Origin of the sequence: Aeromonas sp. PS2Canimalfood6 (genome assembly GCF_048276795.1) — a bacterium.
Classification (GTDB): Bacteria; Pseudomonadota; Gammaproteobacteria; order Enterobacterales; family Aeromonadaceae; genus Aeromonas; species Aeromonas caviae.
On sequence record NZ_JBLUXC010000075.1, the window covers coordinates 1 to 14,286 of the forward strand.

A 14,286-nucleotide genomic window follows, 5' to 3' on the forward strand; every position below is an offset into this window, starting at 1 on the left:
TGTGCTGGAAGGGGTGAACAACAAGATCAAAGTGATAAAGCGCATGGCATATGGATTTAGGGACTCAGAATACTTTTTTCTGAAAATCAAGGCGGCCTTCCCCGGAAAGCCGCGATGAACCAAATATTATTTGGGGGACGTTGAGTTATTTATGATATTGAGCCATGTACGACGTTATCTTTTTATAGCAATTCAGAGACCAAATGGTGAGGGATTATGAACTATTTGGTTTTGGACATGTGTATTGCCCCGATCGCCTCGCATATCTGCTCCACCGCGTTGAGGGCGCGGGGGGTGAAGCGGTGCAGTTCATCGGCGTTGATAAGGGCGAGCCGCTGGTGTTTGACGGCGTCCAGCATGGGCCACTGCCGCCAGTGATCCAGCACGGAAGGATCCCAGCCGCCAGCCAGGATGAGCCCGGGATTGGCCTTGATCACCTGCTCCAGCCCGACCTGGGGGTAGGCTGCTCCCGTCGTCGCCATGATGTTGCGTCCGCCGCAGAGGGTGATGGCCTGCCCCGGCCAGGTCGAATTATTGACGCTGGTGAGCGGCGGGTACCAGAGCTGATAGAAGACAGACAGGGGCTTGGGCTCGCCGTAGCGCGCAGCCAGGGCGTCGAGCCGGGTCAGATAGGCGCGGGCTTGCTCGTCGGCCCTGGACGTGAGCCCGAGAAGGTGCCCCAGGCTGCGCATCTCGGTAGCCAGGGAGGCAAAGTCGGTGGGCTCCGAGTAGAAGACGGGAATTCCGAGGCGCTCGACCGGGCCCAGCATGCGGGCCTGGGCGGAGCGCCAGGCCACTACCAGATCCGGCTTCTGGGCCAGCAGCGCCTCGAGGTTGATGCTGCGATAGTTGGCCACCCTGGGGAGGTTGGCCACGTCGGCGGGGTAATCGGAGGCATCGTCGGTGGCGACCACGCGATCCCCGGCGCCGATATCGAACAGCAGTTCCGTCAGATGGGGAGTGAGGCTCACGATGCGCTGCGGCGGGGTGGCCATGGCGCACAGTGAGGTGCCCAGCAGGCAGACAAACAGGCCCAGGGCACGAAGGGAAACGCGATCAGCCATGATTGAGCTCCATCCATGTCAGGAGTAGCGAGAGCCCGAGCCAGCCCCAGCCGGTCAGTTGCAGACGCTGCAGCAGGCGCAGGGGCAGGTTGGCATCGGGTTCGCTCCCCTCATCAAATACCGGAAAGCGCACCAGCTGGCCCTGATAGTAGCGGGGGCCGCCGAGTCGGCTGCCTGTCGCCCGGGCCAGCAGCGCGAGCAGGACCCCCATGGCGGGATGGGGCCAATGCAACGCAGGTCGCACTCTGTTGCCCAGCCCGCGCACCTGGGTCAGGCACAGGGGGAGCGCCAGCAGCAGGATGGCAGGGGCGCAGAAACCCTGATAGAGCGCCGCAGCAGGGCGGCCGAAGTGGACGAACGCGTTCTGCTTGGGGTTCCACGCCAGATGGGTCAACTGGGCGAGCCGCACCAGCAGGGCACCCTGTACCCCGGCCAGGGCGAAGCCCAGCAGGGGGGCGGCCCACTGGCCGACGAGGCGCAGTACGCAGGTCTCGCTCACCGCCTTGTTCAACCCCATCACCGAGAGCTTGCCGGTTTCCCGCTTGAGCCAGGGGGCGACCTGCAGCCTCGCCACGACCAGCGTCTCCTGGGTCGCCAGGGCGCAGCTACCTCGGGCGAGTTCCCGCAAGGGGCGGGATTCGAGCATCAGCAGCAGGAACAGGAGGTCGAACAGGGGTTCGGACAGGGAGAGATTGCGCACCGCCCAGAGACCGGCTGCGCAGGGCACCCAGACCACCAGCAGGGCAAGGAGCCCGGCCTGGCTCTGCTGGCGTGGCGTGCCGTCGGGGCGATAGACCTTCTGGCCGAGGCGGGTGAGCAGAGGCACGGCTGCGCCGGGTCGAAAGCGTGCGGGCCAGGGCAGCAGGGCCTCCAGCAGGGCGGCCCCCACCATGATGGCCGCCGTCGTGGAGGCGAGGGCGGTCATCAGAGCATCCCAGGAGGGGGCGTCGATCACAGCTTGCCGAGCAGCGCGATGATCACTTCGGCGGAGTGTTGACCCGCCACCTCGATGAAGGCATCGAAGGATTCCACCTGCTCCTTGCCGGCGATGTCCGACATGGCCCGTACCACCAGATAGGGCACCTTGAACATGTGGCACACCTGGCCGATGGCGGCCCCTTCCATCTCCACCGCCAGCATCTGCGGGAAGTCGGCACGGGCTTTCGCGATGGCGTCCGGCTTGCACATGAACTGATCGCCGGTGCAGATGAGCCCGATCTTGGTCTGGTGCTTGCCTTGCTCGGCAATGCAGGCTTGTGCCAGGGCGATGAGTTTTTCGTCGCAGGGGAAGGCGGCGGGCTGCTGGGCCATCTGGCCCATCTCGTAACCGAAGGCGGTCACGTCCACGTCGTGGAAGCGCATCTCGCTCGCGATGACCACGTCACCGATGTGCAGATCCTGGGCGAAGCCGCCGGCGGAACCGGTGTTGATGACGCAATCGGGAGCGAACTTCTCCAGCAGCAGGCTGGTGGCGACGCTGGCGGCGACCTTGCCGATGCCGGAGCGGGTCAGGATAACCTCTTTACCGGCCAGCTTGCCCTGATAGAACTCGCAGCCGCCCAGTTGCAGGGTGGTGGGCTCGCTCAGCTGGCTGCGCAGCAGGGCCACTTCCTGCTCCATGGCGCCGATAATACCTACTTTCATCATCTACCTCGTCTCGATGGCCGCTGGGCCGAAAAAGTTGGCGTGGATGATAGCAAAACTTGGCGGTGGCGCCGAGCATTGCGATGGCGCGGATGGGGGTCAGGGGTAGCGTCTGGCCAGGGCGGCCAGTTCACCACTGTCTGCGAGCTGTTGCAGGGTGTTGGCGAACAGGGTCAGGCGCTCTGGGGCACTGTGGCGATGGAACAGGATGTAGAAGGGAGTCTCTTCCATCACGGTGGGGAGGATGCGGATCTTGTCGGCCAGACCCTGTTCGCGCAAGTCGGACTCAAACCCCGGGGAGCGGTAGTAGACGAAACGGCCGCGCTTCATCAACAACTTCTCGTAGTTGGCTTGGTTGCTGATCCCGCCGCTGTCGATGATGAGGCCGCCGATGTTCTGGAGCCGGGCGATGGCGCCGCTGCCATGGTTGATGAGGATGATGCCCCCCTGGCCGAGGGCCCTGACATCCTGCCAGCTGCGTATCTCGACGGGATCGTCACGGCGCACCGCCAGGTGGTAGCGCACCGTGAAGATGGCGGGGGTCAGGACGATGAAGTGATCCCGCCTGGCCGGGCTCTCCCCCACGCCGCAGATGAAGTCCAGCTGGCCGTGCTGCACCTTCTTTTCCAGCCGTCGCAGCGGCAGGAAGCGCTGATCTCCCTCAATGCGAAGGGCAGGCTCCCTCGCTTCCATGAGCCGGAAGAGATCGACGCAGATCCCGCCGACATGCCCGTCGGGGAGCGTCACGTACTTGGGGGACGACGCCTGTTGTGCGGCCGTATGAAAGACCTCGGTGGCGCCAATGGCCCTGGCGGTGAGAACAAGCAGGCACAGCAGCAGGATTATCCTGAGGGTCATCCGGGCAGGCTTCCGATGGGATTCAGGCGCCGTACATCAACCAGTCAAAGGGCGCCGGGGGCTCAACATTAGGCGATTTCCCCTTCTTATTTCAAGGGGTTCGCGCTGTCGTCACCGGGCGCACGGGGCTTGAGGGGGGTGATCAGCCGAGTGCGGTGTCGAGGGTCATCATCAGGGCGAAGCCTACCATCAGGCCCAGGGTGGCGTGGGTCTGGTGGCCGTTGCGATGGGTTTCCGGGATCACTTCGTGGGAGACCACAAACAGCATGGCACCAGCCGCGAGCCCGAGGCCGATGGGGTAGGCGATGGCCATGCCGCTGGCGAGTCCGACCCCGAGCAGGGCGCCGAGCGGTTCCAGCAGGCCGCTGCCGATGGCGACCAGCACGGCCACCGGCGGGCGAAAACCGGCTGCGCACATGGCCAGCGCCACCGCCAGCCCTTCGGGAATGTCCTGCAGGGCAATGGCGGTCGTGAGGGGCAGTCCCACCGTCATGTCCCCCTGGGAGAAGCTGACCCCGATGGCCATGCCTTCGGGCAGGTTGTGCAGGGCGATGGCGAAGACGAACAGCCAGACCCGTGAGCAGCTCTCATGGCCGGGACCACAGGGGCCGGTTTTGTCGTGTTCGTGAGGGGTGAATTGATCCAGTCCCAGCATCAGCAGCACCCCGAGGGTCATGCCGGCCACCACCACGGCGGCGGCGAGGAAGCCGTCACCCGTGATCCCCTCGGCGGCCTCGAGCCCCGGCAGCAGCAGGGAGAAGGCGCTCGCCGCCAGCATCATGCCGGCGGCGAACCCCAGCATGGCATCCTCCACCCGTTGGGGAACGGCGCGCAGGAACAGGGCTGGCAGGGCGCCCAGCGCCGTGGCGGCAAAACCCGCAGCGCCGCCAATGAGGCCATAGCGTACCCCGGGCGTTATCTCCCCTGCGGCCAGCATGACGAGACTCTGCACCAGGAGCAGCAGCACGGCGACCAGGGCGAGCAGCAGCCCCAGGGCGATGAGGGGGCGATCCGCTATCTGCTCGCGCAGTTGGACAGACCAGGAAGGGGAGAGGGTCGATACGTTGTCCATAGGGCCTCTGAAGACAGGAATGGGGAGAGACGAGCGGCCATTACATAACCTGGCCCCTGCTTTGTCCATGACGGCGGACCGATTGTGGCAATCGGCTCAAGTTTTGCGTCGAGCTGGTCGCTCCTGTGCTGGCAGCCTCGTGGCGGGCACAAGGCCCGGCATGGGGCGAGCGGGAAGCAAGGGATCCCCTCTCTTCGCTCCCATCGTCATTTCCCGTCAGGAGTCTCGGGTCACCGCTTACACGGATGTGATCATTGTGTCACTGCACAACTGCAGTCGAGGATCACCAGCCAACATGTCTTACAAGCACCTCTCCATCGGCAAGAAGATTGCCGCCGTCTTTGCGGTCATTGCCGTCATCAGCGCCGTCTTCGGCCTGTTTCTCGCCACCGAACTGCGGGACATTCGGGATCGGGTATTGAACTTCACCGACTCCACCCTGCCAAGCGTGCTCTCGGTGGACAACCTGCTCTACGACGTCTCCTATGTGCGCCGTGCCCAGTTTGCCCTGCTGATGGTGGAAGATGCCGTCGACAGGCAGGTTCGCCGCGCCCGCATCCAGGAGAGCCTGGGCAAGGTGCAGCAGGTCATGGATGCCTACGAGGCAACCGTGGGGGCCGAGCATGAACGTCAGGCCTTCAACCGCGTCAAGCAGCAGTGGCTGCAATATCTGGGGGCCGTCAACCAGGTGGATGCCCTGTTGTTCCAGGGCAGCAGGGATGAGGCCAGGGAGGCGCTGTTTCGCTCGAACGGGCTCTACACCGAGCTGGAGCTGGCGGTGCGTGCCCTGGTGAAGGTGAATCTTGGCTTTGTGGAAGAGAACCGTGGCAGCCTGCTTGGCAGCGTCACCATGGTGATGACCTTTGCCGTGGTGAGCATCGCGACCCTGCTGATCTTCATGGGGGTCATGACCTGGTTCCTTACCCGCCAGATCTGCCTGCCCCTGCAAGCCGTGGTGGCCCAGGCCAATGCCATCGCCCTGGGGGATCTGACCCATCGGCTGGATCGCCAGCACATCGGGCAGGACGAACTGGGGATGCTGGCCAGCGCCTCCCTCAAGATGCAGGACAACCTGCGTGGGCTCATCGAGGAGGTGGCCGCCGCCGTGACCCAGCTGGGGGCCGCCATCGAGGAGGTGAGCGCGGTCTCCGAGCAATCATCCCAGGGGATCCAGAGCCAGCAGCAGGAGATAGCCCAGGTCGCCACCGCCATGGCCCAGATGAAGGCGACGGTAGCGGATGTGGCGGGCAACACCGAGGTGGCCTCGGAGTCGGCAAGCTCCGCCAATGCCCTGGCTCGTCGCGGCAGTCAGGATGTGCAGGGGGCACTGGATGCCATCACCCGGGTGGCCAGTGAGATGGAGCAGGCGGGTAACCTGGTGAGTGAACTGGAGAAAGAGTCTGCCCAGATCAACCTGGTGGTGGATGTCATTCGCGGCATTGCCGACCAGACCAACCTGCTGGCACTCAATGCCGCCATCGAGGCGGCCCGTGCCGGTGAGCAGGGGCGCGGCTTTGCGGTGGTGGCCGACGAGGTGCGCACCCTGGCGGGGCGTACCCAGGCCTCCACCGGCGAAATCGTCGCCATCATCGAGACCCTGCAGGCTCGTGCCAACCGGGCGAAGTCGGTGACCGGCCAGAGTTGCGAGATGATCCGCCAGTGCGTGAGCCAGAGCGAACGCACCAGCGTGGGCATTCGTCAGATTGAAGAGGCGGTGGCCCAGATAGCCGACATGGCGATCCAGATTGCCAGTGCCTGTGGCGAGCAGGATGCGGTCTCCGATGAACTGGGCCGCAACGTGGCGCGCATCAACGACTCCTCCAACGAGGTCGCGACCGGCGCGGATCACACCGCCAAAGCCTGTCTGGAGCTGAGCCAGCTGGCGGCGGGTCTGCGCCAGAGCATGGGGCGCTTCCGCCTGGCCTGACGGTGGTTGCAGCCAATAAAAACGGGGCCCTGGGCCCCGTTGTTTTTCTCACCGCCAGGCGGCGTGGGCTCAGGCGCCCAGGCCGTTACCGGCGTCTTTCTTGGCAATCAGCTCAATCTTGTAACCGTCCGGGTCTTCCACGAAGGCGATGACGGTGGTGCCGCCCTTCACCGGGCCCGGCTCGCGGGTGATCTTGGCGCCGGCGGCGCGCAGTGCCTCGCAGGTGGCATAGATGTCGTCCGCTTCCAGGGCGATGTGGCCATAGGCAGAACCGAGCTCGTACTCGCTCACCCCCCAGTTGTAGGTGAGCTCGATGACGGCTTCATCCTTCTCGTCGCCGTAGCCGACGAAGGCCAGGGTGTACTTGTATTCGCTGTTCTCGCTCTTGCGCAGCAGTGTCATGCCCAGCACTCGGGTGTAGAAGTCGATGGAACGTTGCAGATCGCCGACGCGCAACATGGTATGCAGAATTCTCATTGCTCAATTCTCCGGGTTGGTGGATTGGTACTGCCTTGAATCCATGGCCCGAGACCGGATCCGCAGAGGCCTGCAGATCAACTCTCGGGATAGACCTTCTCTTTGTATTCGCACAAATCTTCGATGATGCAGGAGCCGCAGCGGGGCTTGCGGGCGAGACAGGTGTAACGTCCGTGCAGGATGAGCCAGTGATGCACGTCCAGCTTGAACTCGGCGGGGACCACCTTGAGCAGCTTCTCCTCCACCTGATCGACGTTCTTGCCCACGGCAAAGCCGGTGCGGTTGGAGACCCGGAAGATATGGGTGTCGACGGCGATGGTGGGCCAGCCGAAGGCGGTGTTGAGCACCACGTTGGCCGTCTTGCGGCCGACGCCGGGCAGGGCCTCGAGGGCCTCGCGATTCTCCGGCACCTCGCCGCCGTGGCGCTCCAGCAAAATGGCGCAGGTCTTGATGACGTTCTCGGCCTTGGTGTTGAAGAGGCCAATGGTCTTGATGTACTCCTTGACCCCGTCCACCCCCAGATCCAGCATGGCCTGGGGGGTGTTGGCCACCGGATAGAGCTTGTCGGTGGCCTTGTTGACGCTGACATCGGTGGCCTGGGCCGAGAGCAGCACGGCGATGAGCAGCTCGAAGGGCGTGGTGAAGTTGAGCTCTGTGGTGGGATGGGGGTTGTCATCGCGCAACCGCTCCAGGATCAGCCTGCGTTTCTGGTTGTTCATGGCTCTCTCTTGTCTCAGAGCTGGGTCGTGCGGGCGCCTGCCGCCGGCACGGTGCAGTGGGCCTTCTCGGCACTCTGCTTGCGGCCCATCCAGTCGTTGATGGCGTTTTTGCCGGCGATCATCAAACCGAGGCCGATGAAGCCGCCGGGGGGCAGGATCGCCAGCAGCAGGCTGGCGTCGGCGTGGAACAGCTCGACGCGCAATGACTTGGCCCAGTCACCCAGCAGCAGCTCGGCACCGTCAAACAGGGTGCCCATGCCGATGATCTCGCGAAGGCCCCCCAGTACCAGCAGCACCAGGGTAAAGCCCAGCCCCATCATGAAGCCGTCGAGGGCGGCAAGCAGGGGCGGGTTCTTGGAGGCATAGGCTTCGGCGCGGCCGATGATGACGCAGTTGGTGACGATGAGGGCGATGAAGATGCCGAGCGCCTGATAGAGGCCGTAGGTGTAGGCGTTCATCAACAGCTGCACGCTGGTCACCAGGGCCGCGATGATCATCACGTAGACCGGGATGCGGATATCCTTGGGCACCCAGTTGCGCACCAGGGAGACGGCGAGGTTGGAGCAGACCAGTACCACCATGGTGGCAAGGCCGAGCCCCAGCGCATTGGTAAAGGTGGAGGAGACCGCCAGGGTGGGGCAGAGTCCCAGCACCTGCACCAGGGAGGGGTTGTTCTTCCACAGTCCCTGCAGCATCAGCTCCTTGAGCTCTTCGCGGCGGCCACTTTCCCCGGCGGGTTGGCTGGCCGTGTCAATCACGTCGACTTGTTCCATTGCGTGTGCTCCGGCGTTAGGGGTTGGTATGGCAGGAGGGGGCATCGTGCAGCAGTTCGGGGTGCTCCTGTTGCAGCCTCAGCAAATTTTTCACCGCCTTGACCACGGCCCGCGGGGTGATGGTGGCTCCGGTGAAGGCGTCGAATTCGCCGCCATCCTTCTTCACCGCCCAGGTGGTGTCGTTGTCGGTCGTGAGGGACTTGCCGGTGAAGCTGTCGATCCAGCTGGATTTCTTCAGCTCTATCTTGTCACCAAGCCCCGGGGTTTCCTTGTGGGCCAGCACCCTGACCGCACTGACGGCCCCCTTGGCATCGGTGCCGACCACCATGCGAATGGCTCCACTGTAACCATCGGGGGCCACGGTTTCCAGCGCGTAGCCGGTATGCACCCCTTTGAGAGTGGCGGTATAGAGGGGCATGGGCTCATCGCTGCCCAGGTATTCCCGGCTGCTGACCAGCTTGCAACTGGCCACCAGATCGTTGTCATAACTCCCCTCGGGCAGCAGGGCCTGCAGGGTGCGCAGCTTCTCCAGCTCTTGCTGGTGGGCGATGCGATCCCGGGTCAGTTCGTTGGTCAGCACCACCATGGCGGTGCAGCCGAGGGCAAAGAGGGCCAGGGTCAGGCCATTCTTGCGCATGCTTTTCAACATGGGAGGCTCCCTGTCTCGCGTCTGCGGCAATTCAGATGGGGGTTCATTTGCGACGGGCTCCATAGACCTTGGGGCGGGTCAGACTGTCAATCAGGGGAACGCACAGGTTGGCCAGCAACACGGCGAAGGCGAAGGCATCCGGATAGCCGCCAAAACGGCGGATGACATAGACCAGCACGCCGATGAGCACACCGTAGACGAGGCGCCCCTTTGCGGTGGTGCTGGCACTCACCGGATCGGTGGCGATGAAGAAGGCCCCGAGCATGGTGGCACCGCTGAACAGGTGCAGCATGGGGGTGGCGGTGGCATCCGGGGTAGCCAGATAGCCCAGGGTGGCAGCGAGCAGCAATGCGCCCAGCACGGCAGTCGGAATGCGCCAGTTGATCACTTTCTGCTGGAGCAGGAAGAGGCCTCCCAGCAGGTAGCCGAGGTTGACCCAGCTCCAGCCGATGCCACCCCAGCCCTCGAAGACGGTGTGGGTCATCACTTCGGTGGCGGTCAGCCCCTGGGTCAGCCCGGTCTTTAAGGTATCCAGCGGCGTGGCCATGGTCAGGCCATCCACCCCCTGCTTGAGCTGCAGCATGCTGTAGCCGTCGAGGCTGAAGCCGGTGAAGATCACCGAGGCCGCATCGGCGAAGCCGATGTCGTAGGCGGCGATGCTGGAAGGGGGCAGCCAGCTGGTCATCTGGACCGGGAAGGAGACCAGCAGCAGCACATAGGCCACCATGGCAGGATTGAACAGGTTCTGACCGAGCCCGCCATAGAGATGCTTGGCGATGATGATGGCGAACGCCGTGCCCAGCACCAGCATCCACCAGGGCAGCAGGGGGGGCAGGGAGAGACCGATGAGCACGGCGGTGAGCGCCGCGCTGCCATCCAGCAGGGCCGGTTTGACGGGGCGGCCGCGCAGGCGAAGGACCAGGGCCTCCGAACCCAGGGCCGTGACCAGCGCCAGCAGGATCTGGATCAGGGTCCCCCAGCCGAAGAACCAGGTCTGTGCCAGGAAGCCGGGCAGGCAGGCCAGGATCACCAGCACCATCAGGGTCTGGGTCTGTTTGCGGTTGTGGGCAAAAGGCGCACTCGCGATATTGAACATGGATCAGTGGCTCTTGTCGGTCGAAGGGGAGGAGGCAGCCTCGGCCGCCAGCTTCTTGGCTTTGGCCCGGGCGATGGCGGCGGCGATGGCCGCCTTCTTGGGGTCCACCTCGGCGGCGGGTCCGGATGCGGCGGCCGGGGCCTCAACGGCGTGTTCGGTTGTGTTCACGGATGTCTTATCCGCGACCACCGGCCCATCACCTTGCGCCTGAGCAGCCTTCTTGGCCTTGGCCCGGGCGATGGCGGCGGCGATGGCCGCCTTCTTGGGGTCCACCTCGGCGGCGGGTCCGGATGCGGCGGCCGGGGCCTCAACGGCGTTATCGCTTGTGTTCACGGATGTCTCACCCGCGAGCACAGGCCCATCACCTTGCGCCTGGGCGGCCTTCTTGGACTTGGCGCGGGCGATGGCGGCGGCAATGGCCGCCTTCTTGGGATCCACTTCTGCGGCGGGTTCGGATGCGGCGGCCGAGGCCTCAACGGCGTGTTCGGTTGTGTTCACGGATGTCTCACCCGCGACCACCGGCCCGTCACCTTGGGCCTGTGCGGCTTTCTTGGCCTTGGCCCGGGCGATGGCGGCGGCAATGGCCGCTTTCTTGGGGTCCACCTCTGCGGCGGCCGGGGCCTCAACGGCGTTATCGGTTGTGTTCACGGATGTCTCACCCGCGACCACCGGCCCGTCACCTTGCGCCTGGACGGCTTTCTTGGCCTTGGCCCGGGCGATGGCGGCGGCAATGGCCGCCTTCTTGGGGTCCACCTCTGCGGCGGGTTCGGATGCGGCGGCCGGGGCCTCAACGGCGTTATCGGTTGTGTTCACGGATGTCTCACCTGCGACCACCGGCCCGTCACCTTGCGCCTGGGCGGCCTTCTTGGCCTTGGCACGTGCCAGGGCGGCGGCGATGGCGGCTTTCTTGGGATCCTGCTCTGCCTTGGGATGTTGCTCCCCAGGTGCCGGGGTGTCAGCCAGCCCATTGCCCTCGCCATTGGCGGCCTTGGCGGCACGACGGGCGATGGCCTCCTGCTTGCGTGCCTCACGGGCGGCAATCATGGCCTCGTTGTCCGGTGCGGGTTCACTCACGGCCACCTGGGCCGTCTCCTGTTTGGCCTTGATGCGGGCCAGGGCGGCGGCGACCGGATCTTCGCCCCCGGCCGTCGTCATGGCCTGGCGACGCTGGGCTGCGGCCTCGGCGTGGCGGGCTTCGCGGGCCGCCTTCTCACGCTCGAAGCGAGCCTGCTTGGCCTCGAAGCGCTGCTTGGCACGTTCGGCCTTCTCGGCCTCGGCACGGGCCTCGCGGATGTCATCCTTGGCGATCTTGTAGTACTGCACCAGCGGGATCTCGCTCGGGCAGACCCAGGCACAGGCGCCGCACTCGATACAGTCGAACAGGTTGAGCTTCTCGGCCTTGTCGTACTCCTTGACCCGGCTGTACCAGTAAAGCTCCTGGGGCAGCAGGGTGGCGGGGCAGGCATCGGCGCAGGCACTGCAACGGATGCAGGCCTGTTCCGGGCCGGGGGGCGGCAGCTCGGCGCGGGTGGGGGAGAGCAGGCAGTTGGTGGCCTTGACCACGGGGACCATGGCGTGGGGCAGGGTGAAGCCCATCATGGGGCCCCCCATGATGACCCGCTGATCCGCCTCCGGTTGCAGCTCGAAACGCTGGAGCAGCCAGCGTACCGGCGTGCCCAGACGCACCCAGGCATTGCCGGGTTTCTTGAAGGCGTCGCCGGTGAGGGTGACGATGCGCTCGATGAGCGGCTCGCCGTCGATGATGGCGCGCTTGATGGCAAAGACGGTGGCGACGTTGAGCACCATGATGCCCATGTCCACCGCCCGGCCTCCCTTGGGCACCTGGCGTCCGGTGAGCAGCTCTATGGTCTGTTTGGCGCCGCCGGAGGGGTACTTGGTCGGTACCGACTTGACCAGCACGTCGGCGTCGCTGGCATGGCGGGTCAGGGCCTCGATGGCCGCCGGTTTGTTGTCTTCCACCCCGATCAGGGTGAGCTTGGGCTTGAGCAGGTGCTTGAGTACCCGGATGCCGTCCATGATCTCGTCGGCGTATTCCTGCATCAGACGGTCATCTGTGGTGATGTAGGGTTCGCACTCCAGCCCGTTGACGATGAGGATCTCGGTGAGCTGGCCACGGCCGTCGAGCTTGCTGTGGGTCGGGAAGACGGCGCCGCCGAGCCCGGCGATGCCGGCCTGCTGGATGCGTTCGAGCAACGCCCCCCGCTCCAGGTTCCAGTAGTCAGGCTGGGGTGTGCGCTCGCCCCAGGCATCGTCTCCGTCCGGGGTGAGGAGGATGCAGAGATCGTCAAGACCGGAGGGGTGCGCCACCGTGTGCTGCTCGATGGCGGTGATGGTGCCCGAGGTGGAAGCGTGCACCGGCACGATGCGCCCCTTGTCAAAACGGGTGAGGGGTTGCCCCTTCTTGACCTTGTCCCCCACCCGCACCAGCAGTTCGCCGGCCGGACCCGCGTGCTGACGCACCGGAATGATGAGCTGGGGGGGAAGGCCCGCGTCAACGACGGGGGTCAGGCTGGACTGGTGCTTGTTCTCGGGGGGATGGATGCCGCCGTGAAAATCCCACAGAGTGCCGGCTTTGATGCGTTCGAGCAGATGCTGCATGGTTACTCCGCTGTTTATTCCACTATCTTGACCGGAATGGCGACCTTGGCCAGATCCCATTTCCAGTTGTCGACCGTGGTCGGCACCGGGATCATTTCGATACAGTCGGTCGGGCAGGGGTCGACGCAGAGGTCGCACCCGGTGCACTCGGCCTCGATGACGGTGTGCATCGCCTTGGTGGCACCCAGGATGGCGTCGACCGGACAGGCCTGGATGCACTTGGTGCAACCGATGCACATGTCTTCGTGAATGAAGGCCACCTTCTTGACGGGGATTGCCGCGTCTTCACCGCCGTCCAGAGACTGGGGCTCGACCCCCATCAGGTCGGCAATCTTGCGCATGGTGGCGTCGCCACCGGGCACGCACTTGTTGATCTTGTCGCCATTGGCCAGGGCTTCTGCGTAGGGTTTGCAGCCCGGGTAACCGCACTGGCCGCACTGGGTCTGGGGCAACAGAGCATCGAGCTGATCGACGATGGGATCGGCCTGCACATGAAACTTGACGGCGGCAAAGCCGAGAATGATGCCGAAGGCCAGGGCAAGCAGGGCCAGCACCAGAATGGCAAAGAGTATGTGAATCATAGCGTTATATCTTGATGAGGCCGGTAAAGCCCATGAAGGCCAGCGACATCAGGCCAGCGGTGACCATGGCGATGGAGACGCCACGAAACGGTGCCGGCACGTCGGCAGCCACCAGCCGCTCACGCATGGCGGCAAACAGGATCAGCACCAGGGAGAAGCCGACGGCGGCCCCGAAGCCGTAGATGATGCTCTGGATGAAGTTGTGGCGCTCGTTGATGCTGAGCAGCGCCACGCCGAGCACGGCACAGTTGGTGGTGATGAGCGGCAGGAAGATGCCGAGCAGGCGATAGAGGGTCGGGCTGCTCTTGCGGATCACCATCTCGGTGAACTGGACCACCACGGCGATCACCAGAATGAAGCCCAGGGTGCGCAGGTAGGCGATCTCCAGCGGGATCAGGATATAGTGCTCCATCAGATAGGAGCAGGCGCTGGCCAGCGTCATGACGAAGGTGGTGGCCAGACCCATGCCGATGGCGGTTTCCAGCTTGCCGGAGACACCCATGAAGGGGCAAAGGCCGAGGAACTTCACCAGCACGAAGTTGTTGATCAGCACGGTGCCGACCAGTAAAAGCAGGTACTCAGTCATTGAAGATGGGTTATCCGGTATGAAGGCGGCCGTATTATCTGATGTTAGGTGCCTTTAGACAACCGCAAGGCCGTATGGTTATTATTCGAATGCCCAATTCTTGACATCCTCCCCCACCTTAGCGCTTCGCGTCACAGGAGGGGGATTCCCATTACTGGGTGATAGCTGCTCGCGCAGTACCGGGTTCCTGCTTCATCGGGCGGCCTGATTGCACCACGCCT

At 64.4% G+C, this 14,286-nt stretch carries 15 protein-coding genes; 2 read left to right on the forward strand and 13 right to left on the reverse strand.

Annotated features, from left to right (window positions below):
* On the forward strand, nucleotides 1-118 hold a 118-nt coding region (locus ACNPAA_RS19165; protein WP_146054411.1), incomplete at its 5' end, for a transposase.
* Nucleotides 119-221: 103 nt separating this feature from the next.
* Here the strand turns inward: ACNPAA_RS19165 and ACNPAA_RS19170 are convergent.
* From ACNPAA_RS19170 to ACNPAA_RS19190, 5 genes are all read right to left on the reverse strand, one after another.
* Complete coding sequence (locus tag ACNPAA_RS19170; RefSeq protein WP_201872989.1) at nucleotides 222-1,064, reverse strand: cobalamin-binding protein; 843 nt, start codon at nucleotides 1,062-1,064, stop codon at nucleotides 222-224.
* On the reverse strand, nucleotides 1,057-1,989 hold the full coding sequence (locus ACNPAA_RS19175) for a cobalamin biosynthesis protein CobD/CbiB (RefSeq protein ID WP_201872988.1): 933 nt from the start codon (nucleotides 1,987-1,989) through the stop codon (nucleotides 1,057-1,059). The genes ACNPAA_RS19170 and ACNPAA_RS19175 overlap by 8 nt, the downstream gene beginning before the upstream one ends.
* Nucleotides 1,990-2,015: 26 nt before the next feature.
* Nucleotides 2,016-2,708 carry a 5'-methylthioadenosine/S-adenosylhomocysteine nucleosidase gene (gene mtnN, locus ACNPAA_RS19180; RefSeq protein WP_069784685.1) on the reverse strand — a complete coding sequence of 231 codons (693 nt, stop codon included), beginning with the start codon at nucleotides 2,706-2,708 and terminating at the stop codon, nucleotides 2,016-2,018.
* Nucleotides 2,709-2,807: 99 nt separating this feature from the next.
* Nucleotides 2,808-3,566, reverse strand: coding sequence for a substrate-binding periplasmic protein (locus ACNPAA_RS19185; RefSeq protein ID WP_201872987.1), 759 nt, complete (start codon nucleotides 3,564-3,566; stop codon nucleotides 2,808-2,810).
* Nucleotides 3,567-3,708: 142 nt separating this feature from the next.
* On the reverse strand, nucleotides 3,709-4,638 hold the full coding sequence (locus ACNPAA_RS19190; RefSeq protein ID WP_201872985.1) for a ZIP family metal transporter: 930 nt from the start codon (nucleotides 4,636-4,638) through the stop codon (nucleotides 3,709-3,711).
* Between the two features lie 295 nt (nucleotides 4,639-4,933).
* On the opposite strand from ACNPAA_RS19190, the gene ACNPAA_RS19195 reads away from it, so the two are divergent.
* Entirely contained in the window at nucleotides 4,934-6,565 is a 1,632-nt protein-coding gene (locus tag ACNPAA_RS19195; protein ID WP_201872984.1) for a methyl-accepting chemotaxis protein, read from the forward strand.
* A gap of 69 nt (nucleotides 6,566-6,634) precedes the next feature.
* On the opposite strand, the gene gloA is transcribed toward ACNPAA_RS19195, so the two are convergent.
* The 8 genes from gloA to rsxA all read right to left on the reverse strand — a co-directional run bounded on the left by gloA (nucleotide 6,635) and on the right by rsxA (nucleotide 14,065).
* Nucleotides 6,635-7,042 carry a lactoylglutathione lyase gene (gloA, locus tag ACNPAA_RS19200; protein WP_039038673.1) on the reverse strand — a complete coding sequence of 136 codons (408 nt, stop codon included), beginning with the start codon at nucleotides 7,040-7,042 and terminating at the stop codon, nucleotides 6,635-6,637.
* A gap of 77 nt (nucleotides 7,043-7,119) precedes the next feature.
* Nucleotides 7,120-7,761, reverse strand: coding sequence for an endonuclease III (nth, locus tag ACNPAA_RS19205; protein ID WP_005302279.1), 642 nt, complete (start codon nucleotides 7,759-7,761; stop codon nucleotides 7,120-7,122).
* 14 nt (nucleotides 7,762-7,775) lie between these two features.
* Nucleotides 7,776-8,534 (reverse strand): electron transport complex subunit E, encoded by a 759-nt coding sequence (locus tag ACNPAA_RS19210; RefSeq protein WP_010674312.1) that lies wholly within the window; start codon nucleotides 8,532-8,534, stop codon nucleotides 7,776-7,778.
* 16 nt (nucleotides 8,535-8,550) lie between these two features.
* Nucleotides 8,551-9,183 carry an electron transport complex subunit RsxG gene (gene rsxG / locus ACNPAA_RS19215; protein ID WP_103261835.1) on the reverse strand — a complete coding sequence of 211 codons (633 nt, stop codon included), beginning with the start codon at nucleotides 9,181-9,183 and terminating at the stop codon, nucleotides 8,551-8,553.
* Nucleotides 9,184-9,226: 43 nt separating this feature from the next.
* The gene (gene rsxD / locus ACNPAA_RS19220; protein ID WP_201872983.1) at nucleotides 9,227-10,279 is read right to left on the reverse strand and encodes an electron transport complex subunit RsxD; all 1,053 of its coding nucleotides are present in this window, start codon (nucleotides 10,277-10,279) and stop codon (nucleotides 9,227-9,229) included.
* A 3-nt stretch (nucleotides 10,280-10,282) separates the two neighbouring features.
* Nucleotides 10,283-12,898, reverse strand: coding sequence for an electron transport complex subunit RsxC (gene rsxC, locus ACNPAA_RS19225; protein WP_201872981.1), 2,616 nt, complete (start codon nucleotides 12,896-12,898; stop codon nucleotides 10,283-10,285).
* A 14-nt stretch (nucleotides 12,899-12,912) separates the two neighbouring features.
* Nucleotides 12,913-13,479 carry an electron transport complex subunit RsxB gene (rsxB, locus tag ACNPAA_RS19230; RefSeq protein WP_049636131.1) on the reverse strand — a complete coding sequence of 189 codons (567 nt, stop codon included), beginning with the start codon at nucleotides 13,477-13,479 and terminating at the stop codon, nucleotides 12,913-12,915.
* Nucleotides 13,480-13,483: 4 nt separating this feature from the next.
* Nucleotides 13,484-14,065, reverse strand: a complete 582-nt coding sequence (gene rsxA, locus ACNPAA_RS19235) for an electron transport complex subunit RsxA (protein WP_039038677.1) — start codon at nucleotides 14,063-14,065, stop codon at nucleotides 13,484-13,486.
* Nucleotides 14,066-14,286: the final 221 nt, after the last annotated feature.